We start from the raw sequence: 21,574 nt of genomic DNA, 5'->3' as shown, positions 1-21,574 counted from the left end.
CAGCCGACGAACGCCTGCGAATGCTGACCCGCCTGGAGCGGCCCCCCATTCGAGAATCATGGGTGGAGCACCAGCCGGGCGGGACCGATCGCGATGCCGCCCGCTGGACCGCCGCGCAGGCTCATTCCGGTCACGCCCGGGCGGTCCGAGGCGTGTACTCGGACCGATCCGCCGCGCCACGACAGGTCCAGCGCTGAGTCGTTCTCAGTCACCCGAGCCCCCAGCAGGTCCCCGAAGACGAGCCGGGAGAACTCGAGGTTCGTCGACGCCAGGTGCGTGGTCCCCAGCCGGGCGACCGCTCCCGGTGCGGTCTCCCACAACCTGGTCCACCAGAGCGGCTGCGTGGCTCCCCGGGAGCTGGGGAAGTCCTCGACGTCACGGGTACGACTCGACAACAGCCGCTCGACAGGCGGGTGGCTCCGGTCGGACTGCGCGAGCTGGATGACGACACCGTGCTTGTCGTCGGGCGCGATGAACGCCTCGCGCCACGGCGGGTGGTTGAGGTCCTCGCCCACGACGGTCAGGCCGAGCGCGCGGGCGCGCACCACCGTCGCGCGCAGGTCCGGTACGACGAAGGTGAGGTGATGAGGGCCCTCGCCGCGGGCCCTCAGGAAGCGGGTGAGGAATCCCTCGTCCCTTGGCTCCAGCAGCTCCAATCTCGCGCCGTCGTCGGCGGTGCCGATGTGGAGCAGCAAGTACCTGAACTGCGCGAGTTGCTCACCGAAGATCGGGGTCGCGCCCAGCTCGCGCCGCAGCCGCTGTGCCCAGTCCATCGCGTCGTGGACGGCGAACGACGTGTGGTCAAGAGCTACGCCGGCGATGGCACGGCTCCTTTCACACGCCTCGCCACCAGGATCGCCGCCACGATCATGGCGTCACGCTGCGCCGCCAAGGCGTCGAGGTCACCGGACCCGGCGGCCGCCAGCCCGTCGACCAGCCGGGCCGCGGTGGCCTCGTCCAGATGGGGGTGTCCCAGGTCGTCCCACCAGCGGTTGAAGCTGTCGGCGTACCGCTCGCAGAAGGCGGCGATGCCTCCCTCGCCGGCGCCGAGGTGGAACAGCGTCGTCGGCCCCCAGGCGGCCCAGCGCAGACCTGGCCCGGAGGAAATGGCGGTGTCGATGTCGTCCACGGATGCCACGCCCTCGTTGATCAGGTGGATGACCTCTCGCCACAGGGCGGCTTGCAGCCGGTTGGCGACGTGGCCGGGGACTTCCCGCTTGACCTCGATCGTCACCTTGCCGACGGACTCGTAGAAGGCACGGGCCCGGTCGACCACGCCGGCGCCTGTCCGCTCGTTGCCCATGACCTCGACGAGGGGGATCAGATGCGGCGGGTTGAACGGGTGACCGAGGACGAACCGGTCCGGACGGTCCCAACCGGCCTGCAGCTCGGTGAGGGTCAGGCCGGATGCTGACGACGCCACGAGGACATCCTCAGCAAGGGCGGGTTCGATCTCGGCGTACAGCTGGTGCTTGAGCTCGATCCGCTCGGGCACGCTCTCCTGGACGAACTGGGCGTCCGCCACCGCCGTCCGCGCGTCCGAGCACACGATCAGCTCACCTTCCGGCTCGGCCCGGGTCGCCAGACCGAGCTCTATCAGGGCCGGCCACGCTGTCTCCACCGCGCGGCGGACCCGCCCCTCCGCGGCCGGGTCGGGATCGAACAGCGTGACCGACTTGCCGGCGGCCAGGAACAGGGCGGTCCAGCTCTGGCCGATCACTCCGCCGCCGAGCACGGCGACACGGGCGACCCCGACGGGCGACGAGGCGCGCTCAGAAGGTGACATGGTCTGTTCCCTTGAGACCGAGCCGCTCCCGGGCCTGCGCCGGGGTGGCGATCTCATGCCCGAGCCCCTCTATGATGCCGCGGATCTTGCGCACCTGGCCGGCGTTCGACGTCGTGAGCTCGCCAGGTCCGATGAACAGGCTGTCCTCCATGCCCACGCGCAGGTTGCCGCCGAGCATGGCAGCCTGCGTCGCGAACGGCATCTGATGGCGTCCGGCGGCGAGCACCGACCACTCGTAGCTGTCCCCGAACAACCTGTCCGCCACCGTGTGCATGTGCTGGAGGTTGTCGAGGTCCGCACCGACACCGCCGAGCACGCCGAAGACCATCTGCACGAAGAAGGGCGGCTCCAGCCAACCCTGGTCGATGAGCCAGGCCAGGTTGTAGAGGTGGCCGAGGTCGTAACACTCGAACTCGAACCTGGTCCCGTGGCCGTGACCGAGTTCCTTCACGACGTACTCCAGGTCGGCGAAGGTGTTCTTGAAGACGAAGTCGCGCGTCATCTCCAGGAAGTCCGGCTCCCAGTCGTGCTTCCACTGCGCGTACTTCTGCAGCATCGGGAAGGTCCCGAAGTTCATCGAGCCGACGTTCAGTGATGCCATTTCCGGGGAGGTCGCGACGGCAGCCCTTAGCCGCTCCTCGCGGGTCATGCCGAGGCCTCCGCCGGTCGAGACGTTCAGGACGGCGTCGCAGGCGTCCTTGATCTTCGGCATGAAGTCCAGGAACAGCTCGGGTCGTGGGTCGGGCCGGCCGGTCTCGGGATCGCGGGCGTGGAGGTGAATGATCGCCGCGCCCGCTTCGACGGCCTCGATGGACGCGGCAGCGATCTCGTCCGGCGTCACCGGCAGGTGCGGTGACATCGTCGGCGTGTGAATGCCGCCGGTGGGTGCGCAGGTGATGATGACGGGCCTCGACATGGCCGTTCTCCCTAGGCGGTGAGAGTGGGGATGACGTCCCCATGATCGCGCTCGGCGGCGGCCCCTTCCACCCACGACCGATAGGCGTCGAGGACGAGGCCGTGGAAGTGATGCACGCCGTGCTCGGACAGCCCTGAGCCGGACGGGTCGTAAACGATGCGGCCCTGGTCGAAGGCCGGGGTGCCCATGCCACGCTGGACGCTCTCCACCAGCGCGATGTCCTGCTGCTGCAGCACCTCGTCGATGTAGCGCACCGACTGCACCTCGGCGCTCTCAAGCTCAGTCGTCTCGAAGTAGAAGTCCCAGGTCTCCAGGGTCCGGTCGGGACCGGCCGGAACGACCTGGAAGACCATGAAGTTGCCGCGACCGGGGTAGCGCAGCAGACAGGTGTTGGGCCACAGCCACCACACCGCGTGCTGCGTGACGGACGCGCCCGACACGTCGTAGGCGGCGTTCTCGTGCTTGCCGGCCTCGGCGAAGTGGCTCGACCAGATGCCGTGGGTCTTCACCTCGTAGGTGTCCATGTCGACGAGGTCGACGAACTCCTTGTGGGCGATATGACAGTGATAGCACTCCAGGAAGTTGTCGATGACGTTCTTCCAGTTGCTCGCGACATCGTAGGTCAACCGCTTCGCGTGGGTCAGCCCGGCCACGTCGGGGGCCCACCTGGCGATGTCGGCCGCCAGATCCCCGGCCTGCTCGCCCAGGGGAGCGGCGCGCGGGTCCAGGTTCACGTAGACGAATCCGCCGAACTCCTCCACCAGCACCTGGTCGAGACAGATCTCTCCCTTGTCGAAGGTCTCCATCCTGTCGGCGCGACGAGCCGCCTTCAGCTGCCCGTCGAGGCCGTAGGTCCACGCGTGGTAGGGGCAGACGATGTTGCGCGTGGTGCCGGAGCCCGTGAGCAACTCATGGGCGCGGTGCTTGCAGACGTTGTAGAACGCGCGCAGCGCTCTGTCACGATCGCGGACGATCGCGATCGGCATGCCGGCCACGGTGGCCGACACGTAGCTGCCCGGCGACTCGAGCTTTTCAGCGTGGCAGATCCATTGCCAGGTGCGGGCAAAGATCGCCCGGACGTCGACGTCGAGCCACAGCGGGTCCGTGTACGCCTCCGACCGCAGCGACATCGATCGTCCGGGGTCCTCGTGGAAGCCGGTGCCGACGCGGCGTACGTCGTCCATGGTGACTGGTGCCATGGTGGGAGCATACGAGCGTTTGAACGATCGTTCAATGCATTCCTGGACGTTCGTTCAAATTTGCCCGTCGCGCGGCCGGTCAGCCGGCGAGGGCGATTTCCTCGCAGCGAGTGACGCTCCGGCTGATCGCAGCGCGGTCGAGCCCCAGCAGGGCCGTGAGCCACAAGCCGTTCTGGATGACGTCGATGTCGGCGGCCCGCTTGCCGCACTCGCCACGCGACAGCTCGGGGCGGGCCGCACGGATGAGGGCGGCGAGCCCGGCGCGGTAGCGTTTCTGGGCCACCGTGTTGATGTGTTCGAAGTCCTCGTGGGCCTGGGCGAGGGCCCAGAGTTGAAGGCGCAGGGACAGGTACTCCGTCGTCAGGAACTCCGGGTCGGCCACCCGCTTCAGCGCCGCACGCAGCCGCTCCTCAGGCTCCAGGGTGAGGTCCGGCTCGACGATCGCGATGTCCTGCTCCTCGATGCGGTGCAGGGCCGCACGGATCAGGCTCGTCTTGTCCTCGTAGTAGTAGTTCACCAGCCCCAACGAGACCCCGGCCTCACGCGCGACGGCACGCATGCTGACCCCGGATATGCCCTGCAAGGACAAGAGCCGAAGCACCGCCTCGAGGATTCGCGCCTGCCGGTCGACTTTCTCATCGGCGTCCATCGCGCCCACGGACCTCGGACTCACATCCACAACCTTAGTGGCCCGGTCCCCAAGTCATTCGAGGGTTCACGCGGATGCGGGTAGTGGTAGAGGTCCAGCACGCGGGCGGCCTTGGCAGCGAAGCCGGGGTCGCGGATGAACACCCAGGAGGCGTACTACCAGGGCTTGGGCACGTCAGCGGCCAGGATCCGGCGCACGGTCGAGGCGGACATCACACAAGGCCGAGCCGAAGGTGAACGGCCCGTCATCGCCCCGCGCCGCCTGAAGCCTGGGATCCGCCGGGAACGCGGGCGCGGCGCGTACGCAGGCACGGTGCTCGGGTGGACGCGGCCCTGCGACCGCTAGCTGGGGAGCCTGGCTTGGGTGGCCGTGGAGACCACCGTGTCTTTCTGCGCCGAGGTCATCAGGCCGGCCGTGACCCACTCCTCCGCGATGCGGGTCACCGTGGAGACGAACTGTCCCTGGTCCGCGAAGGGCGCGTTCTTCCAGACCGCGTCCAGGAACGTCACCGAATCCGCCCGCTCGCGGTTGGGTACGCCGGAGTCGATCCTCCCGAAGACGATGGTCGGCTCGGCGCGCCGGAAGTAGGCGTGGTAGCGGTCGGTGTTGTTGATGTAGAGGGGGACCAGTGGGAGGCCGTTCGCCGTGAAGCTCATCGGCCCGGTGGACGTGACGGCGCGCGCGAGGTCCCCGGACAGGGTGAAGTCCTTGTAGAAGGAGAATTGACGGTAGGTGGTCTGGTTGCTCTTGGCGACCATCGGCACCGGCCCGTAGGCGATGCTCTGGATGGCCGGGATGTCCAGCGCCTTCTCGATCCGCAGCGAGAACGGCATCGTGATCCTCACGGTGTCGCCGCTCCGCCACTGCCGGTCGAGCGTGACGTACTCGCCGGGCTTGGCGTCGAGCTGCTGGTCGGTCGCGTTGATCAGGACCGTGAAGCCCTTTTCCACCCAGTACGGCACCCGCAGCTTCACCACCAGCCGGCCGTTGCCCGTAACCGTCAGCGTCGTCACCCCGGAGGGGTCGGCCGGGTAGTTCGTGACCTGCCTGATCACGAAGCCCTTGTCCGCCCAGTTGAGCTCCGAGGCCATGTAGAGGTTCACGTAGAGCGTCGAATCGTCGGCGGACCGGAAGTAGATCGAGTCCTGGAACTTGGTGTGGCTCTCCAGTCCGGTGCCGCCGCAGCAGGTGCCGAGGTTGCCGTAACTGCGCGCCGCGCCCGGCCGCATCGGGATGAAGTAGGTCAGCAGCGGATTGGTGGTGCTGGCGGTGTTGCGGCGGGAGGCGAGGATCTGGCCGTAGAGTGCCCGCTCGTAATACTGCATGTATTTCGGGTCGGCGGTGTGGAAGAACAGGGCCCGGCTCAGCTTGAGCATGTTGTAGTTGCAGCAGGTCTCGGCGTTGTTGGTGCCCAGGGTGCCGACGATGACGTCGCGGGCGCCGAAGAGTTCGCCGTTGTCGGACGGACCGGCCAGGCCGCCGTCGGTGAAGATGCGGTGCGGGACGACCATGTCCCAGAAGTTCACGGCCGCGTCGAAGTAACGGCGTTCCTGGTTCTGCTCGAAGATGGACAGGTATCCGGAGAACTGGGGGATGTGCTGGTTGGCGTGTTTCCGGTTGAGCGTGTCCTGCTTGTTGACGGTGGCCGCGAGCAGGGCGGTGTTGTCGAAGCACTTGGCCGTCTCGAGGTATTCCGCCCTGCCGCTGAGGGCGTGGAGGTCGGCCATCACGACGTTCATGCCGTTGTACTCGCCGGCGATGTAGATGCCCCACATGCGGTCGAGCTGGGCCCGCGGAAGGTGGCCCAGCCTGCTGTGGACCCAGTCGCCCATCTTCAGCACGATCTCGAGCGCCTGCTCGTTGCCGGCGTACTGGTAGGCGTCGAGGAGGCCTCTCATGATCATGTGACAGGTGTAGTACGGCGCCCAGATCGTGGGATAGGTCGCGTACTGCTCCAGCTGGATGAACTGCGTCTCGGGGTAGGCGGCCAGGAAGCCGGGGTGGCTCGGCCCGCCGGGTTGCCCGACCTTCGCGGCCAGGGCGTTCTGGCACTCGCCCAGCGCCGTGACCATGTAGTCGACCTTGTTCTTGTAGAAGGCGTCGCCGGAGCCCGCGTAGGCCAGAGCGAGGGCGCTGAGGAAATGCCCGCTGTAGTGGCCGCGCAGATTACCGGTCGCGTCGTCCCAGCCGCCGGGCGGTTGCGCCCCCAGCGTGTCCAAACCGGCGTTGGCCCGGAAATTGGCCAGCATCCGGTCGGCCGAATAGGACCGCAGGAAGGTCAGGATCCGATCCCGGTTGGCGGTGAACAGGCTCGTGCCCAGCGTGACCTGGCTGTTCGCGAACGGCTTCACGATCCAGCTGCCGGGCACCGGAGGGTCGTTCTGCGGCAGAGGGGCCACCATGCGGGCCGCGGCCTGGGCCGTTCCGGCGGGCGTCGCGAACGCGAACCCGGACGTGGTGGCGGCCGCTAACGCCGCCAGTCGAAGCGCCTCGCGCCTGGGCATTTCTGACATCGCACTGTCCTCTTCGTCACTCGGGATCCGATGTGGAGGGCATGGGGGCCGCGGAATGGTAGCGCTAACATTTCATCGTTGAGCCAGTCCGTTCAGTGCATGGTCTTTTCTGTCCCTCGGCTCAGGTTGAAGGCGTCGCGCTCGCTTCTTTCCAGGCCCCCATTTCGGGAGTGTCGACGACCTCATTGGGCCCGTCAAGAGACCGCGAGCGATATCGCGCCTGCCGAAAACCGGGGCAGGTCATCGTCCGTGGGCCGCGGGTGGAGCGGACTTCCCCACCAGCACGGCGAGGGCGGGATGGGGGTCGATATGTACGTGCGTACATTAGATGTGTACGCTTGTACGTATGATGTCCGACTCCGATGGCCGCTCGATGCGCGAACGCATGCTCGCCGGCGACCTCTACATCGCCGACGACCCGGAGCTGGCGGAGCACAACCTGCGGGCCATGGACCTGATGGACGCGTACAACGCGACGTCCGCCCGCGACCCGCAGCAGCGGCGCCGCTTGCTCACCGAGCTGCTGGGCGCGGTCGGCGAGGGCACCGAGATCCGGCCGCCGCTGCGGGTCGACTACGGCAGCCACATCCGCATCGGCGCGCGGTCGTTCGCCAACTTCGGCCTCGTCGCCCTGGACGTCGCGCCGATCACCATCGGCGACGACGTGCAGATCGGCTCCTACGTGCAGCTCATGACGCCGACGCACCCGCTCGACCCGGAGCTGCGCCGGGCGAAGTGGGAGGCCGCCGAGCCGATCACCATCGGCGACAACGCGTGGCTGGGCAGCGGGGCGATCGTCCTGGGCGGTGTCACGATCGGGGAGAACACCGTGGTCGGCGCCGGCGCGGTGGTCACCCGGGACCTCCCGGCGAACGTCGTGGCGGTGGGCAACCCCGCCCGCGTGATCCGCACGATCGAGCCGGGCACGGCGTGAGCAACCCCGCCACCCCGCGGCGTCCGCGGAGGCACGATCCCGGGCGGCGGGACCGGCTGATCGACGCCGCGCTCACCGTCATCGCCGAGCGCGGCGTCGCCGGGACGACGCACCGGGAGATCGCCCGGGCCGCGGACGTGCCGCTGGGCTCGATGACCTACCACTTCACGTCCCTGGACGAGGTGCTCGCCGAGGCGTTCACCCGGCACGCCGACTCGGTGGCCCGCGTCTTCGACGAGCGGCTGAGCGCCGCCCGGGACCGCGACGCGGCGGTCGAGGCCGTCATCACGCTGGTGTCGGACGACCTGCTCGGCTCGCGGCACGACCTCGTCCTCACCGTGGAGCTGTACGTGGCCGCGGCGCGCAACCCGGCCCTGCGGGTCGTCACCCAGGCCTGGATGGCGCGCAGCCGCCGGGCGCTGGAACGCCACTTCGACGCCACCACCGCCCGGGAGCTCGACGCGCTCATCGAAGGGCTCGTGCTGCACAGCGCCCTGTCGACCGACCCGATGACACCCGGGCAGATCCGCCACGCCATCCACCGGTACCTGCGCTGATCCCCTCCCCTGCGCCTACGCGATCGGAAAGCCGATGTCCGCTGCTCCCCTCACCACGCCCACCCGGCAGGCCCGCCAGGCCCGCGCCGCCGTCGCCGCGCTGTTCCTCACGAACGGCGCCGTGTTCTTCAACATCGTCCCGCGATACCCGCAGATCAAGGCCGACCTCGGCCTGAGCAACGCCGTCTTCGGCACCGCGCTGGCCGCGCACCCGATCGGCGCGCTGCTGGCCGGGCTGCTCGCCGGCACGGCCATCCGCCGCTTCCGCTCCGCGCGCGTGGGGGCGTTGGGCATCGTGGTGACCACTGTCGCGACGCTGTTCATCCCCTTCGTGCCGAACTGGGTGGCGTTCGGCGGCGTGCTGTTCGTCGTGGGCGCCCTCGACGCGATCGTCGACGTCGCGCAGAACGCCCACGGCCTGCGGGTGCAGCGCCTTTACGGCCGGTCCATCGTCAATTCGCTGCACGGCGTGTGGAGCGTCGGCGCGGTCCTGGGCGGCCTGATGGGCTCGGCCGCCGCCGGCCTCGACATCCCCCTCTCGGTCCACCTGGGCATCTCCGCGACGCTGTTCAGCGTGACCGCCCTCGTCGCCTACCGGTTCCTGCTCCCCGGCCCGGAAGACGCCGAACGCCCCGCCGAGGCCCGGGACGGCCACCCGCCCCGCCGCGCGGGCCGGCGCTCGTTCACCGCCTCCGCCGTACGGATGCTCGCCGCGCTCGGCGTGCTGGCCGCGTGCGGCACCCTCGTCGAGGACGCCGGCGCGTCCTGGGGCGCCCTCTACCTGAGCGGCGACCTGCGCACCGACGCCGCCACCGCCGGTATGGCCGTCGTGGCCCTCCAGGTCGCCATGACCGTCGGCCGCCTCACCGGTGACCGCGTCGTCGACCGATTCGGGCAGCGTACCGTCGTGCGTGCCGGAGGGGCGCTGGCCGCGATCGGCATGGGCGCCGCGCTCGCCGTACCGTCGGTCGCGACCTCACTGGCCGGCTTCGCCCTCGCCGGGCTCGGCGTCGCCACCCTCGTCCCGGCCGCCATGCACACCGCCGACGAACTGCCCGGCCTGCCCGCCGGGGCCGGATTGACCATCGTCAGCTGGCTGCTGCGCGGAGGGTTCCTGCTGTCGCCTCCCCTCGTCGGATTCGTCGCCGACCTCACCAGCCTGCGCGTCGGCCTGCTCTCCGTCGTCCTGGCCGGCGCCGTCACGGTCGTCCTCGGCCGCGTCCTGGTGAACCGCACCCCGGCCTGAACCGCCTCGCCCGCCGTTGACACGTCTCCGTCACGAGATCTACGATCCGATCGAATCGATTCGCTAAGACTCTCAACCAACCCCGGCTGTGCCTGCACGTCTGTGGGCCGAATCGATTCACGGATTCCCTGCGTGGTCCTTCCCTTCCCCCCGACTCTCGAAGGAGCCACCCAAGATGACCACCACCCCACTCCGCGCATTCGCCGCGATGCTCATCGCCGTCGCCCTCCAAGCCGTCCCGGCGCCGGCGCAGGCCGCGGACGAATCCATCAGCGTCGACTTCTCCGTGGCCGGCGGCGCCCCGGCCTATCGCGCGTCCGGCTGGATCTACGGCATGACGGAGAACGCGTCAGGACCGGCGGACCACTTCTTCCGCGACGTGAAGTTCCGGTACATGCGCGCCGGCGGCGCGCAACTCGGCTCGCCCGGCGGCTGGGTGTCGGGCGCCTACGAGCGCAGGTGGAACGCGACGCTGGCCCAGGCCCGCCGGACGCTCGCGCTCGGCGGCCAGTTCATCATCCTCCCGCACGACCTGTGGGGAGCCGACGGCTATCCGATCTCGCGCTTCCCCGGCGACAACGGCGACTGGTCCGACTACGACGCCTTCCTCACCCGCCTGATCAACGACGTGCGGGCCGCCGGCATCACCGTCCAGTGGGACATCTGGAACGAGCCGAACCTCTCCCTGTTCTGGAACCGCCCGCAGGCCCAGTACTTCGAGCTGTGGCGCCGCAGCTACCAGCGCATCCGCGCCGCCTTCCCCAGCCACCTGATCGTCGGCCCCAGCTGCGCCTGCGTGCCCTCCACCACGCACGCCTTCTGGAACGCCTACCTCGACTTCGTCCGCGCCAACAATGTCGTCCCCGACATCGTCAGCTGGCACTCGCTCCCCGGTGACCCGGTGGCCAACGTGGCGGCCGCCAACGCCACGCTCGACGCGCGCGGCATCCCGCATGCGCGCCCGTACCAGATCAACGAGTACGCCGCCCCCAACGAGCAGAACCCCGGGGACGGCGCGTGGTACATCGCCCGGCTGGAGCGGGCGGGCGCCGACGGGCTGCGCGCGAACTGGGCGAGCGCCGGCAACCTGCACAACGATCTCGCGAACCTGCTCGTCCGCAACAGCGCCGGGCAGCACCTGCCCAAGGGCGAATGGTGGGTCTACCGCTTCTACGGCTCCCAGACCGGCCAGATCGTCTCGGTGAGCCCGAGCGCGTCGTACGACGCCTTCGCCACCAGGACGACCGGCGTGGCCAAGGTCCTCGTGGGCGGCGGCGGGACGACCGGCAACGTCGCCGTCGGTCTCCGGCGGCTCGACGCCACCAGCGGCATCGTGCAGAACAACCAGGTCCGCGCGATCGTCCAGCGCATCCCGTACAACGGCGGCGGAGCCGTCCAGGGGCCGGTCACCGTGCAGAACACGGTCCTGACGCTGTCCGGCAACGCCGCCACGGTGAACCTGCCGCACACCAACGCCGATGAGACGTTCACCATCACCCTGGTGCCGCCATCCGAGGGTGGCTTCCAGTCCGTCGCCGTCGCGCAGCACTCCCAGCAGTGCCTGGACAACACCGACCTCAGCACGGCCGACGGCAACGTGCAGCAGCAGTTCTTCTGCGAGGGCGGCGACCAGCAGCTGTGGAACTTCCGGCCGGTCGCCGGCGTGGCCGGCACGTACACGCTGGTCAACCAGCAGAGCGGGAAGTGCCTCGACGTGAGCGGGTCCTCCACGGCCGACGGCGCGCCGGTGCGCCAGTGGACGTGCGCCGGCGGAGCGCAGAACCAGCAGTTCACCTTGCGCAGGGTCACCTACGCGGGCAACGATCCCCGGGACCACCAGCTCGTCGCCCGCCACAGCGGTAAGTGCGTCGACGTGAGCACCATCTCGACCGCGCCCAGAGCTCCCGTCCATCAGTGGACGTGCAACCCGGTGGGCCAGGCCAGTCCGCTCAATCAGACGTGGCGGCTGTGGGGCCGCTGACCATGCGACGCTCGTGGGCGGCGGCAAGGATGAGGTAGGCGCTGGCCGTCCAGGTGTAGGCGCGGTCGCGCAGTCCCTCGCCGGTGCGGGCGTCGAAGTTCTCGGCGAACCCCGACGCCTCGCACAGCGCGCGGAAGCGGGCGCTGATCTCGTCGGCCAGGTCCGGGTATCCGGCGCGGCGCAGCCCGTCCTCGATCAGTACGGTCGAGGGCGCCCAGATGGGGCCGCGCCAGTAGCCGTCGTCCAGGTAGTGCGGCGAGCCGGGCAGCTCGGTCGCGGGCCCGAACGCGGTCAGGTGCCGCTCGATCCGTGCGGCCAACGCCGCGCGTACGGGGTGCGGCAGCTCCTCCCCCAGCACGATCGGCATGAGGTCGAGCAGGCTGGAGCTGGACCAGGTACGCCCCGAGAGCGCGCCGCGGGCGACGAACTTTTCGCCGTCCCACAGCTCGGCGAGGAGCGCGTCGCGCATCCGGTCGGCCTGCGCGCTCCACCGGGCGGACGCGTCCGGGTCGGGGGCCAGGCGGGCCAGCTCGCGCAGCTGCAGCACGAGGAAGGCGGCCAGGTCGGCGGTCTCGACGACGCGCTCGGGGTCGAAGGTGGTGGCGTTGTCCCAGCCGCTGTCGTTGCCGTGCTGGTAGTGCGGCAGCTCCCGGCCAGGGGCGCGGCGTGCCTCCAGCCAGAAGGTGGTCCAGCGTTCCAGCAGCGGGTAAACGCCAGGGTCGGGAGGAGGGAGGTGGCGCAGGGCCCAGCCGTGGATGGGGGGCTTGACGAAGTTGTAGAGGATCTCGGAGTGGGTGACGGAGTCGGGCAGCGCGCCGGCGGCGTCCTGGTGGTCGAACGGCAGCCGGAACTGGTCCCAGGCCAGGTCGGGCAGCCCCTCGGCCAGGGCGATGGCGTTGAAGCAGTGGTCCCAGCTCCACACCTTGTCCATCCAGTGCTTGGACATGAGCACGGCGGGCCGGGTGACGAACCCGGCGGGGCGCACGGTGGCCGACCACAGCACGTAGGCGGCCAGTTCGGCGGCGGGCGTCCGATCGCTGCGCCAGGGCGCGACCGCCGCGGCGAACGCGTCGAACTCGGCCCGCGCGGCCTTGGCCACCTGCTCGAAGGCGTCCGCGCCGGCGTAGGGAGCGCGGGCGGTCTCGTACTCCTCGATGGCGATCTCCCACTCGCCGCTGAGGACGAGACCGCGTTCGGCGGTGCCCAGCGCCTGCGTGCCGAGGTGTTCGGCCTGCCCGCCGAGGAGGGTGATCCGGTAGCGGCGGCCGGTCTGGTAGACGGTGAAGACGTACGATCCGTCGACGGGGTCCCGGTAGAAGTACGGGCCGCTGAACGGTGTCAGGACCGGGTCGGCGGCCACCAGGCGGAGCCCGAGGCCGCGGCCGCGGACGCGTACGGTGTCGGCGCTCTCGTAGGCGAGGTCGATCCGGCCGTCGCCAGCGCTCCAGGTGAGCTGGTGCGGGGTGGCGGTGACGGCGGTCTCGGCGGTGGGGATCAGTCGCAGGATCGCGTGCATGCCGGTCTGGTGCGAGACCAGGTGCACGTCCTCGGCGTAGGTCTTCTCCGCCACCACGGGCGAGAAGCCGAACCAGGACCCGCGGTGGCTGAACGGGATTTCCCGCAGGGAGAACACCGGGCCTGAAGCGGCGACGGTCATGAAGCGAGGGTCCCTTCTCAATCTTTGACGGCGCCCGCGGTGACGCCGGCGGCGACGTAGCGCTGGGCGACGACGAGCAGGATCGTGGCCGGGATGGAGGCGATCACGGCGGTGGCCATGATGGCGTTCCACTCCTGGTTGTTGTTGCCGATGTAGTGGTAGATGCCGAGGGTGATCGGCTGATGGTCGCCGCCCTGGTCGAGGGTGGAGGCGAAGATGAAGTCCGACCACGCCCACAGGAAGGCGAACAGCGACACCGTGATGATCGAGTTGCGGCTGACGGGCAGCACGATCGAGACGAACGTACGCACCACCCCGGCGCCGTCGGTGCGGGCCGCCTGCAGCAGTTCCTCGGGGATGCCGGACATGAACGTGGTCAGGATGAGCACCGCGAACGGCACGGCGAGGGTGGAGTCGGCCACGATCAGCCCGGGAACGGTGTTGAGCACGCCGGTGGACAGGAAGATGGCGTAGAAGCCCATCGCCATGATGATCCCGGGGATCATCTGCGCGACGAGCAGCACGAAGCTCAGCGCCGCGCCGCCGCGCGGGCGCAGCTTGGCCAGCGAGTACGCCGCCGGCGCCGCGAGCACCAGGGTCAGCGCCACCGTCCCCAGCCCGACGACCAGGCTCACCCCCAGGTAGGGCAGCTGCTGGTCCAGCACCGTCCGGTAGCCGTCCAGGGTGCCGTCGACCGGGAACCAGTTCGGCGGGCTCTTGCGCATGTCCTGGTCACGGGTGAACGACACGTTGATCATCCAATAGACCGGGAACAGCATCACGGCGGTCAGCACCAGCCCGATCGCGGTCTTGAGGCGCCTCATGCCGGGGCCTGCCTGCGCTGCGCGCGGATGTAGATCAGCCCGAAGACCAGCGCCGTCACGATGAGCAGGTTGCCCACGGCGGCGCCGGGGCCGAAGGCGGGCACCAGGTTGCCGAACCCGAGCCGGTAGGACCAGGTCGCGAACGTCGTCGAGGCCCCGCTCGGCCCTCCCTTGGTCATGATCCAGATGATGTCGAACACCTTCAGCGTGTAGACCAGGCCGAGCAGCAGCGTGATCGCCGACACCGGCCGCAGCAGCGGGAACGTCACCTTCCAGAACCGCTGCCACCCGTTGGCGCCGTCCAGCGCGGCGGCCTCGTAGATGGCCGGCGAGATCGCCTGCAGCCCGGAGTAGAGGACGACGAGGTTGAACGGGATGCCGATCCAGATGTTGGCGATGATGACGGACCACAGCGACCAGTCCGGCGAGGTCAGCCAGTTGACCGGCCCGATCCCGAACCAGGACAGGACGGCGTTGACCACGCCGGAGTCGCTGTTGAGCATCCACGACCACGTCGAGGCGGACACGATCAGCGGCAGCAGCCACGGCACCAGGAACAGTCCCCGGAGCGTGGCCGACAGCCGGAAGTTCTTCAGGAAGAACAGCGCCAGCGCGAGCCCGATGGCGAACTGGAAGGCCAGCGAGACCAGCGTGAACACCACCGTGTGCCACAGCGCGGGCCCGAACGTGGCGTCGGCCAAAACCTTGGCGTAGTTGGCGAACCCGGCGAACGGGGCATCGCCCTGCACGAACGAGCGCACCGTGTAGTTGCGCAGGCTCAGCTCGGCGTTGCGGTAGAGCGGGTAGGCGTAGAAGACCAGCAGGTAGAGCACGACGGGAGCGAGGAACGCCCACGCCGCCCACTGCCCGGATCGGGTCCGGCCCGCCCGGCTCAGGGCCGGGGCGGGCCGCACCGCTGTTCGGGTGATGTCGCTCATGCCGCTACTGAGCCGCGGCGGATTGTGCCGTGGCCATGGCTTCCTGCGGGGACTTCGATCCGCTCAGCGCCGCCTGCACCGCACCCCACATCGGCTCCGAGATCTTCGGATATTTGGTGCCCAGGTCGTCGCTGGTGCGGCCCTTGGCCGCCTTGACCGCGTCCACCCACACCTTCAGATCGGGGTCGGCCGCCACCTGCTTGGCCTGCACCGCCTCGGTGGGCGCGATGTAGGACAGGGTGGTGGTCGTGGTGAGCGAGTTGTCGGTGCTGGTCAGGCAGGTCACCAGCTTCTGCGAGGTGGTGTAGCGGCCGGTGTCGGACTGGACCGGGATGCTGACGAACTCGCCGCCGGTGGGCGCGGGCGCGGTGCCGCCGGCCTTGCCGGGGATCGGGATGATGCCGTAGCCGAAGCCGGTCTTCTTGGCGTTGGCCAGCTGCCAGGTGCCGTTCTCGGCGAAGGCGAAGTCGCCGGTGGCGAACTCCTGCCAGCTCGTCGTCTGGGTGTTGTTGATGACCGAGTTGGGGGCGTACCCCTTCTTCAGCCAGTCGCTCCACAGCGCCACGGCCGAGACGCCCTCGGGCGAGTCGAGCTTGGTGAGGTTCGCGCCGGAGCCCCAGAACCAGGGCAGGAACTGGAAGCTGCCCTCCTCGGTGCCGATCGCCGAGAAGGTGATGCCCTTCTTCCCGGCCGCCTTCACCTTCTCCAGCGCCGCGGTCAGCGAGGGCCAGTCCTTCACCGAGGCGATGTCGACCCCGGCCTTCTTCAGGACGTCCTTGTTGTAGTACAGGGCGAGGGTGTTGGCGCCGATCGGGACGCCGTACGTCTTGCCGCCGCTCTGACCGGCGGCCAGCAGGTTCGGCGCGATCGCGGAGACGTCGAGCTTGTTCTCCTCGGTGGTCGTCAGGACCCCGGCCTCGGCCAGCGTCGAGACCACCGGGTTGTCCACGATCAGCACGTCCGGCGCGTTGCCCTGCTGGGCCGCCAGCAGCGCCTTGTTCGTCAGGTCGCTGGTGTCGTAGCCGGTGCGCTCGACCTTGACCCCGGCGTCGGTGCCGCACTTGTCCAGCAGCTTCACCCACTCCGAGCTCTTGTCGTACTGCGGGTACGGGTCCCAGATCGTGTACGTCCCGCCTCCGGTGGCCTGACCGGCGGTCGCCGGGCCGCCCTCGGACGATGACGAGCAGGCGACCAGCCCGCCCACGGCGGCCAGGACCGCCAGACTCGCGCCGGCCGCACGCCGGCTCCTTGCCGCTGATCTCATTGAGCTGACCTCCGCTGACAGGCGTGACGAGGTTGTTCGGGAACGAGTCGAATCGATTCGCCGAATCGGTTCGACCGAAGATAGGCCCGCTCTGCCGTAGGCGTCAATGGGCAGAGATGTCACGACGGAGTGCCACGTCATGAACCGGTTCGACCTACGATGGTCGCCGACCGGCGGAACGGACGAGGAGCACGGGTGAACATCGGAGAGATCGCCAAGCGGGCGGGCGTGTCGCGCAGCACCGTCTCGTACGCGCTCACCGGCAAGCGCCCGGTGTCGGAGGAGACCAAGCGCCGCATCCTGACGGTCATCGACGAGCTGGGCTACCGGCCCAACGCCTCGGCCAGGGCGCTGAAGGAGGGCCGCACCCGCACGATCGGCCTGGTCATCCCGCCCGCCAGCCAGCGCCTGACCGACATGCAGCTCGGCTTCGTGGCCAGCGTGGTCGACGCCGCCGCCCGCGCCGACCTGGACGTCCTGCTGTCACCTTCCGGCGGCGAGCACGACCGCTCCTTCGAGCGCGTCGTCACCGGCCGCCGCGTGGACGGCGTCATCCTCATGGAGATCCGGCTGGAGGACGACCGGGTCGCCCGGCTGCAGGAGCTCGGCCTGCCGTTCGTCGGCATCGGCCGCACCCGGCACCCGGAGGACATGTCCTGGGTGGACATCGACTACGAGGCGCTGATCGCCAAGTGCGTCCACCACCTGGCCGACCTGGGCCACCGGCAGCTGGCGCTGGTCAACCGCAACGCCGAACTGGTCGCGGCCGGCTACGGCCCCGGCCACCGGGCGCAGGCCGGCTTCGACCGCGCCATCGCCGAACGCGGCCTGCGCGGCGTGCGGGTGTGCTGCGCCGACGACTCCCAGGCCGGGCAGACCTGCCTCCAGCAACTCCTCGCCGAGCACCCGGGGCTGACCGCCATCGCCACCATCAACGAGGCGGCGGTGGCCGGCATGTACCGGGGGCTGGCCGAAGCGGGCCTGAGCGTGCCCGGCGACTTCTCCATCGCCGGGGTCGCGGCCCGGCACTGGGCCGAGAACCTGCACCCGCCGCTCACCGCCGCCGACGTCCCGGCCGACGAGATGGGCGCCCGCGCCGTCGAGCTGCTCCTCCAGCGCGTCGCCGACCCCGGCACCCCGCAGCGCCACCTCCTGGTGGCCCCGCCCATCTCGCTGCGCGGCACCACCGGGCCCGCCCGGCCGCGCGACTGATCGCGGGACATCCCGGCTCTTGACCGCCGCACCCGGAGGCGCTTATGGTCCAGTCGAATCGATTCGACCTTCATTTCTGATCGGGAAAGACGCGTGGCTCAACTCTCAGCCTGCCAGCAGGGGGAGTGCCTCGAAGACGTGGTCCTGCCACAGGCGGCGCGAGGCCTCCTCGGGGTACGCCGCGACCGACGGCGGCGTGTCGAAGATCCGGGTCAGGCGCTGCTCGGCGTCGTACGCGGGCCAGCCCGGGTCGCCCGAGGTCGCGAAGGACGTCCAGGCCGTGCGGATCTGGGCCGTCAGCTCGCGGGCCTCGGCAGTGTGCTCGGGGCCGATGGCCGCCGGGCCCAGGTGGGCGTCGTAGGTGCCGAACAGCAGCGGGCCGTCCAGGCCGTGGCAGGCGCGCATGACTCCGCCGTTGCCCGGGGACTGCCAGGCCAGCTCGTACAGGTAGGCCCGGCCACCCCCGGCCGCCTGCGCCTCGGCCAGGCGCAGCGTCGGCATGCGGAACAGCCAGTCGGTCTGCACGAGCTCGTAGAGCTCCTCGGCGGACGCGCCCGGGAACGCCGCGCGGTAGGCCCGCTCGCCGCCCGAGCCGGGGCCGAAGCGGCGCAGCGCCTCCGTCGCCTGCTCCTCGGTGATCTTGCCGAGCTGTCCGGAGAAGAGGAGGAACGTGCGGAACTCGTCGCGGGTGTGGCCGATGATCAGCTCCACGTCCCGTCCCGCGCCGCCCGCCAGGGCCTGCCAGGGTGCGGCCGGCAGCACCTCGCCGTCGACGACGGGCGAGAAGAGGGTGAGCGTGTGCGCGAACGAACCCCAGCGGTCCTCGTACTGCCGCATCTTCGACTCCAGGGCGTGCCCGATCGCCGGCAGCTCCCGCGGATCCACGCCCGACAGGTCCCCGGCCGTCGGACGCAGGCCCGCCTCGGCCGCCAGGGCCGTCGCGACGTCCCTGGCCAGGGCGTCGGAGAAGAACGTACCCGGCAGGCTCTGCCCGACGGCGCGCCGGAACAGGCCCGCCGCGCTCGGCATGGCCATCAGCGCGGCGATGGACCCGGCGCCGGCCGAATCACCGAGGACGGTCACCTGGCCGGGGTCGCCGCCGAACGCCGTGATGTTCTCCCGCACCCACTCCAGGGCGGCGACCTGGTCGAGCAGGGCGCGGTTGGCGGGCGCGCCGTCGATGTGGGCGAAGCCCTCGACGCCGAGGCGGTAGTTCAGCGAGACGAAGACCACGTCGCCGTCGCGGGCGATGTGCCGGGCGTCGTAGCCGGGGCTGCCGGAGAAGCCGTGCTTGTAGGCGCCGCCGTGGATCCACACCATCACCGGGCGGCGGGCGGCCGGGTCCGGGTCGGGTGTCCAGACGTTGACCGTCAGCCAGTCGTCGCCCGTGCCCTTGAAGAGGTCACCGCCGCCGCGGCCGGCCATGTTCGCGTCCTGCGGGGCCGGCGGGCCGAAGGTGAACGCCTCACGTACGCCATCCCAGCCGCGCACGCGCCGCGGCGCCTGGAAGCGGGCCTCGCCGATCGGGGGCTCGGCGTACGGGATGCCGCGGAAGACGGCCAGGCCGTCCTCGGCGCGGCCACGCACCACGCCGGCGGCGGTACGGACCTCGGGCTCCTCGGCTAGGGACATGGCGACTCCTTGACCCAAATCGACTGATTTAACTGTTGTCCATTTTTTAACACATGTCTAGAGTTGCGGTCGTGCAGGATCGACAAGACCGCCGGGTGCGCCGCTCCCGCGCCGCCCTCATGGCCGCCGCCGTACGCCTGGTCTCCGAGCGCGGCACGACGGCCCTTCCCGTCGGCGAGCTCTCCGACGCGGCGGACGTCAGCAGGCAGCTGGTGTACCTGCAGTTCGGGGACCGTGACGCGCTCCTCGTGGCGGCCGCGACCGACCTGGTCGAACGGGAGCTCATCCCCGAGGCCGGGGACGACGGCGCGCCGCCTCGCGCGCGCATGCTGGCGATGGCCCGGCACTTCGCCCGGCACCGGCCCTTCTACCGCGCGATGCTCACCGGATCCTGCGCCTTCCCGATGACCCGGGACCTGAACAGGCTGTTCGGCTCGCTCATCACCGTGACGGGCCTGCGTGAGGTGTTCGGCGACCTCGACGACGCCACGGCTCGGGATCTGGCCGCGCTGATCGCGGGCGGGACCGGCACGATCGTCAACGACTGGCTGATCGACGCCGACGACCCCCTCGACCCCGAAGAACTGGCCGACCGCCTGCTGCGCCTCTCGACAACCCTCGCCCGCACCCCCGGAGGTCGCCCGCGATGAACCTGAACAGCCGTCTCGTCCAGCGCATGCTGCGCCTGCCCCCGCCCCTCACCCGGGATCTGACCGTCGAGCGCGACCTGCGCGTGCCGATGCGCGACGGAGCCGTCCTGCTGGCCGACCGCTGGGCGCCGAAGTCGGGCGGCGACGGCCTGCCGACCGCGCTCATCCGCATCCCCTACGGCCGGGCCGGCATGGCCGCGGGCCCGATGGCCCGCCCGCTGGCCGAACGAGGCTTCCAGGTGCTGATCCAGAGCACCCGCGGGACCTTCGGCTCCGGGGGCCCCTTCGACCCGCTGCGCCGCGAGCGCGAGGACGGCCTGGACACCCTCGACTGGGTGATCCGGCAGCCCTGGTTCGGCGAGTCGATGATCCTGTACGGCTCCAGCTACCTCGGCTTCGTCCAGTGGGCGGTCGCCGACGCCCTGCCGCCCCAGGTCAAGGCCATGATCCCGGGGGTCTCCGAATCGGCACTCACTCTGGACTTCCTGCGCGCGGACGCCTTCTCCCTGGAGACCCCGTTCGTCTGGGGCGTGCAGGTGGCGGGCCAGGAACGCCCGTTCGCGATGCCGCGCCAGCTGCTCGGGGCGAAGAAGGTCCAGCGTGCCCTGCGCACGCTGCCGCTGAGCCAGGCCGACACCGCCGTCCTGGGCCACCACGACGACTACATCCAGAACATCCTCGCCCACGACGCCGGCAGCCCGTTCTGGCAGGACCTGGACCACCGGCACCGGGTCGCCGGCATCCAGGTGCCGGTGAGCAGCGTCGGCGGCTGGTACGACATCTTCCTGCCCGGCCAGCTCCGCGACCACCGGGCCCTGCAGGACGCCGGACACCCCCTCGTCCGCCTCACCGTCGGCCCCTGGGCGCACATCTCCATGGGCGTCGGGCAGACGGCCGCCGCCGAGGCCCTCGACTTCGGCCTCGCGCTGGCCCGGGGCGAGGAGCCGGCCGAGCGCGCCCCGGTACGCCTGTTCGTCATGGGCGAGGAGAAGTGGCGCGACTTCCCGTCCTGGCCGCCGCCGGGATACGAGCCCCGGCGCTTCCACCTCCAGCCAGGCGGCGCCCTGGCCACCGAGGCGCCCGCCGACTCGGCCCCCGACGGCTACCGCTACGACCCCGGCGACCCCACTCCGGCCCTCGGCGGCGTCCGCATGGCCTTCGGCGAGAAGGCCGGCCGCGTCGACAACGCCGCTCTCGAGGCCCGGTCCGACGTCCTCACGTACACGACCTCCGCGCTGGAGGAGGACGTCGAGGTCGTCGGCGAGGTGAGCGCCGAGATCTTCTTCCGCTCCAGCCTCCCCTACGCCGACGTCTTCGTCCGGCTGTGCGACGTCGACGCCGGCGGCCGCTCCACCAACGTCTGCGACGGCCTGGTCAGCCTCACCGGCGCCGACGAGATCACCCCCGCCGCGGTGACCCTGTGGCCGACCGCGTACCGCTTCAAGCGCGGCCACCGCATCCGCGTACAGGTCTCCAGCGGCGCCTTCCCCCGCTACAACCGCAACCCCGGCACCGGCGAGCCCCGCGCCACCGCCACCGCCCTCCGCGCCGCCGACCAGCAGGTCCTCCACGACCCGCGGCACCCGTCGGCGGTGATCCTCCCCGTCCGCTGACCG

19 protein-coding genes are annotated in these 21,574 nt (G+C 70.3%); 8 read left to right on the top strand and 11 right to left on the bottom strand.

Annotated elements, in window-relative coordinates; all coding sequences use genetic code 11:
- Positions 1 to 56 precede the first annotated feature (56 nt).
- From ACIBI9_RS00530 to ACIBI9_RS00510, 5 genes are all read right to left on the bottom strand, one after another.
- The gene (locus tag ACIBI9_RS00530; protein ID WP_397220810.1) at positions 57 to 821 is read right to left on the bottom strand and encodes a VOC family protein; all 765 of its coding nucleotides are present in this window, start codon (positions 819 to 821) and stop codon (positions 57 to 59) included.
- Positions 809 to 1,786 carry a 3-hydroxyacyl-CoA dehydrogenase NAD-binding domain-containing protein gene (locus ACIBI9_RS00525; RefSeq protein WP_397219777.1) on the bottom strand — a complete coding sequence of 326 codons (978 nt, stop codon included), beginning with the start codon at positions 1,784 to 1,786 and terminating at the stop codon, positions 809 to 811. Before ACIBI9_RS00525 ends, ACIBI9_RS00530 begins: the two co-directional genes overlap by 13 nt.
- Positions 1,773 to 2,702 (bottom strand): 3-keto-5-aminohexanoate cleavage protein, encoded by a 930-nt coding sequence (locus ACIBI9_RS00520; RefSeq protein ID WP_397219776.1) that lies wholly within the window; start codon positions 2,700 to 2,702, stop codon positions 1,773 to 1,775. Before ACIBI9_RS00520 ends, ACIBI9_RS00525 begins: the two co-directional genes overlap by 14 nt.
- An 11-nt stretch (positions 2,703 to 2,713) precedes the next feature.
- Positions 2,714 to 3,901, bottom strand: a complete 1,188-nt coding sequence (locus ACIBI9_RS00515) for an SRPBCC family protein (protein WP_397219775.1) — start codon at positions 3,899 to 3,901, stop codon at positions 2,714 to 2,716.
- 79 nt (positions 3,902 to 3,980) lie between these two features.
- Positions 3,981 to 4,550: a TetR/AcrR family transcriptional regulator gene (locus ACIBI9_RS00510; RefSeq protein WP_397220809.1), complete on the bottom strand. Its 570-nt coding sequence runs from the start codon at positions 4,548 to 4,550 to the stop codon at positions 3,981 to 3,983.
- Positions 4,551 to 4,685: 135 nt separating this feature from the next.
- Between ACIBI9_RS00510 and ACIBI9_RS00505 the strand changes: the two genes are divergently transcribed.
- Positions 4,686 to 4,895 (top strand): hypothetical protein, encoded by a 210-nt coding sequence (locus ACIBI9_RS00505; protein ID WP_397219774.1) that lies wholly within the window; start codon positions 4,686 to 4,688, stop codon positions 4,893 to 4,895.
- Here ACIBI9_RS00505 and ACIBI9_RS00500 read toward each other — a convergent pair.
- Positions 4,892 to 7,063, bottom strand: coding sequence for a glycoside hydrolase family 127 protein (locus tag ACIBI9_RS00500; RefSeq protein WP_397219773.1), 2,172 nt, complete (start codon positions 7,061 to 7,063; stop codon positions 4,892 to 4,894). The two genes, ACIBI9_RS00505 and ACIBI9_RS00500, sit on opposite strands and share 4 nt — an antisense overlap.
- 346 nt (positions 7,064 to 7,409) lie before the next feature.
- Between ACIBI9_RS00500 and ACIBI9_RS00495 the strand changes: the two genes are divergently transcribed.
- From ACIBI9_RS00495 to ACIBI9_RS00480, 4 genes are all read left to right on the top strand, one after another.
- Positions 7,410 to 7,997 carry a sugar O-acetyltransferase gene (locus tag ACIBI9_RS00495; RefSeq protein ID WP_397219771.1) on the top strand — a complete coding sequence of 196 codons (588 nt, stop codon included), beginning with the start codon at positions 7,410 to 7,412 and terminating at the stop codon, positions 7,995 to 7,997.
- Positions 7,994 to 8,554, top strand: a complete 561-nt coding sequence (locus tag ACIBI9_RS00490; protein ID WP_397219770.1) for a TetR/AcrR family transcriptional regulator — start codon at positions 7,994 to 7,996, stop codon at positions 8,552 to 8,554. The genes ACIBI9_RS00495 and ACIBI9_RS00490 overlap by 4 nt, the downstream gene beginning before the upstream one ends.
- A 34-nt stretch (positions 8,555 to 8,588) precedes the next feature.
- Positions 8,589 to 9,800 carry an MFS transporter gene (locus ACIBI9_RS00485; protein ID WP_397219769.1) on the top strand — a complete coding sequence of 404 codons (1,212 nt, stop codon included), beginning with the start codon at positions 8,589 to 8,591 and terminating at the stop codon, positions 9,798 to 9,800.
- A gap of 175 nt (positions 9,801 to 9,975) precedes the next feature.
- Complete coding sequence (locus tag ACIBI9_RS00480) at positions 9,976 to 11,781, top strand: RICIN domain-containing protein (RefSeq protein ID WP_397219768.1); 1,806 nt, start codon at positions 9,976 to 9,978, stop codon at positions 11,779 to 11,781.
- Here the strand turns inward: ACIBI9_RS00480 and ACIBI9_RS00475 are convergent.
- The 4 genes from ACIBI9_RS00475 to ACIBI9_RS00460 are packed head-to-tail and all read right to left on the bottom strand — an operon-like array spanning position 11,750 to position 16,464.
- On the bottom strand, positions 11,750 to 13,438 hold the full coding sequence (locus ACIBI9_RS00475; protein ID WP_397219767.1) for an amylo-alpha-1,6-glucosidase: 1,689 nt from the start codon (positions 13,436 to 13,438) through the stop codon (positions 11,750 to 11,752). The genes ACIBI9_RS00480 and ACIBI9_RS00475 overlap by 32 nt on opposite strands.
- Positions 13,439 to 13,455: 17 nt before the next feature.
- Positions 13,456 to 14,262 carry a carbohydrate ABC transporter permease gene (locus tag ACIBI9_RS00470; RefSeq protein WP_397219766.1) on the bottom strand — a complete coding sequence of 269 codons (807 nt, stop codon included), beginning with the start codon at positions 14,260 to 14,262 and terminating at the stop codon, positions 13,456 to 13,458.
- Positions 14,259 to 15,200, bottom strand: a complete 942-nt coding sequence (locus ACIBI9_RS00465) for a carbohydrate ABC transporter permease (RefSeq protein ID WP_397219765.1) — start codon at positions 15,198 to 15,200, stop codon at positions 14,259 to 14,261. Before ACIBI9_RS00465 ends, ACIBI9_RS00470 begins: the two co-directional genes overlap by 4 nt.
- A 4-nt stretch (positions 15,201 to 15,204) precedes the next feature.
- A complete protein-coding gene (locus tag ACIBI9_RS00460) occupies positions 15,205 to 16,464 on the bottom strand; it encodes an extracellular solute-binding protein (RefSeq protein WP_397219764.1) in 1,260 nt (419 codons plus the stop codon).
- 195 nt (positions 16,465 to 16,659) lie between these two features.
- Here ACIBI9_RS00460 and ACIBI9_RS00455 point away from each other — a divergent pair, with 195 nt between their 5' ends.
- A complete protein-coding gene (locus ACIBI9_RS00455; protein ID WP_397219763.1) occupies positions 16,660 to 17,676 on the top strand; it encodes a LacI family DNA-binding transcriptional regulator in 1,017 nt (338 codons plus the stop codon).
- A 105-nt stretch (positions 17,677 to 17,781) separates the two neighbouring features.
- On the opposite strand, the gene ACIBI9_RS00450 is transcribed toward ACIBI9_RS00455, so the two are convergent.
- Positions 17,782 to 19,308 (bottom strand): carboxylesterase/lipase family protein, encoded by a 1,527-nt coding sequence (locus tag ACIBI9_RS00450; protein ID WP_397219762.1) that lies wholly within the window; start codon positions 19,306 to 19,308, stop codon positions 17,782 to 17,784.
- Positions 19,309 to 19,379: 71 nt separating this feature from the next.
- On the opposite strand from ACIBI9_RS00450, the gene ACIBI9_RS00445 reads away from it, so the two are divergent.
- Together ACIBI9_RS00445 and ACIBI9_RS00440 are read left to right on the top strand one after the other, a co-directional pair.
- On the top strand, positions 19,380 to 19,958 hold the full coding sequence (locus ACIBI9_RS00445) for a TetR/AcrR family transcriptional regulator (RefSeq protein WP_397219761.1): 579 nt from the start codon (positions 19,380 to 19,382) through the stop codon (positions 19,956 to 19,958).
- Positions 19,955 to 21,571 carry a CocE/NonD family hydrolase gene (locus tag ACIBI9_RS00440; protein WP_397219760.1) on the top strand — a complete coding sequence of 539 codons (1,617 nt, stop codon included), beginning with the start codon at positions 19,955 to 19,957 and terminating at the stop codon, positions 21,569 to 21,571. The genes ACIBI9_RS00445 and ACIBI9_RS00440 overlap by 4 nt, the downstream gene beginning before the upstream one ends.
- Positions 21,572 to 21,574 lie beyond the last annotated feature (3 nt).

Source organism: Nonomuraea sp. NPDC050451, from assembly GCF_044458585.1.
Note: the sequence above shows the minus strand (reverse complement) of the source record. Positions and strands in the feature narration are given on the sequence as shown.

Bases quoted from the DNA above. Each gene is read 5' to 3' on its own strand.
- ACIBI9_RS00475 (WP_397219767.1), bottom strand. From the start codon at position 13,438: ATGACCGTCGCCGCTTCAGGCCCGGTGTTCTCCCTGCGGGAAATCCCG.
- ACIBI9_RS00495 (WP_397219771.1), top strand. From the start codon at position 7,410: ATGATGTCCGACTCCGATGGCCGCTCGATGCGCGAACGCATGCTCGCC.
- ACIBI9_RS00525 (WP_397219777.1), bottom strand. From the start codon at position 1,786: ATGTCACCTTCTGAGCGCGCCTCGTCGCCCGTCGGGGTCGCCCGTGTC.
- ACIBI9_RS00500 (WP_397219773.1), bottom strand. From the start codon at position 7,063: ATGTCAGAAATGCCCAGGCGCGAGGCGCTTCGACTGGCGGCGTTAGCG.
- ACIBI9_RS00480 (WP_397219768.1), top strand. From the start codon at position 9,976: ATGACCACCACCCCACTCCGCGCATTCGCCGCGATGCTCATCGCCGTC.
- ACIBI9_RS00460 (WP_397219764.1), bottom strand. From the start codon at position 16,464: ATGAGATCAGCGGCAAGGAGCCGGCGTGCGGCCGGCGCGAGTCTGGCG.
- ACIBI9_RS00470 (WP_397219766.1), bottom strand. From the start codon at position 14,262: ATGAGGCGCCTCAAGACCGCGATCGGGCTGGTGCTGACCGCCGTGATG.
- ACIBI9_RS00465 (WP_397219765.1), bottom strand. From the start codon at position 15,200: ATGAGCGACATCACCCGAACAGCGGTGCGGCCCGCCCCGGCCCTGAGC.
- ACIBI9_RS00440 (WP_397219760.1), top strand. From the start codon at position 19,955: ATGAACCTGAACAGCCGTCTCGTCCAGCGCATGCTGCGCCTGCCCCCG.
- ACIBI9_RS00520 (WP_397219776.1), bottom strand. From the start codon at position 2,702: ATGTCGAGGCCCGTCATCATCACCTGCGCACCCACCGGCGGCATTCAC.
- ACIBI9_RS00510 (WP_397220809.1), bottom strand. From the start codon at position 4,550: ATGGACGCCGATGAGAAAGTCGACCGGCAGGCGCGAATCCTCGAGGCG.
- ACIBI9_RS00450 (WP_397219762.1), bottom strand. From the start codon at position 19,308: ATGTCCCTAGCCGAGGAGCCCGAGGTCCGTACCGCCGCCGGCGTGGTG.
- ACIBI9_RS00485 (WP_397219769.1), top strand. From the start codon at position 8,589: ATGTCCGCTGCTCCCCTCACCACGCCCACCCGGCAGGCCCGCCAGGCC.
- ACIBI9_RS00515 (WP_397219775.1), bottom strand. From the start codon at position 3,901: ATGGCACCAGTCACCATGGACGACGTACGCCGCGTCGGCACCGGCTTC.
- ACIBI9_RS00505 (WP_397219774.1), top strand. From the start codon at position 4,686: ATGAACACCCAGGAGGCGTACTACCAGGGCTTGGGCACGTCAGCGGCC.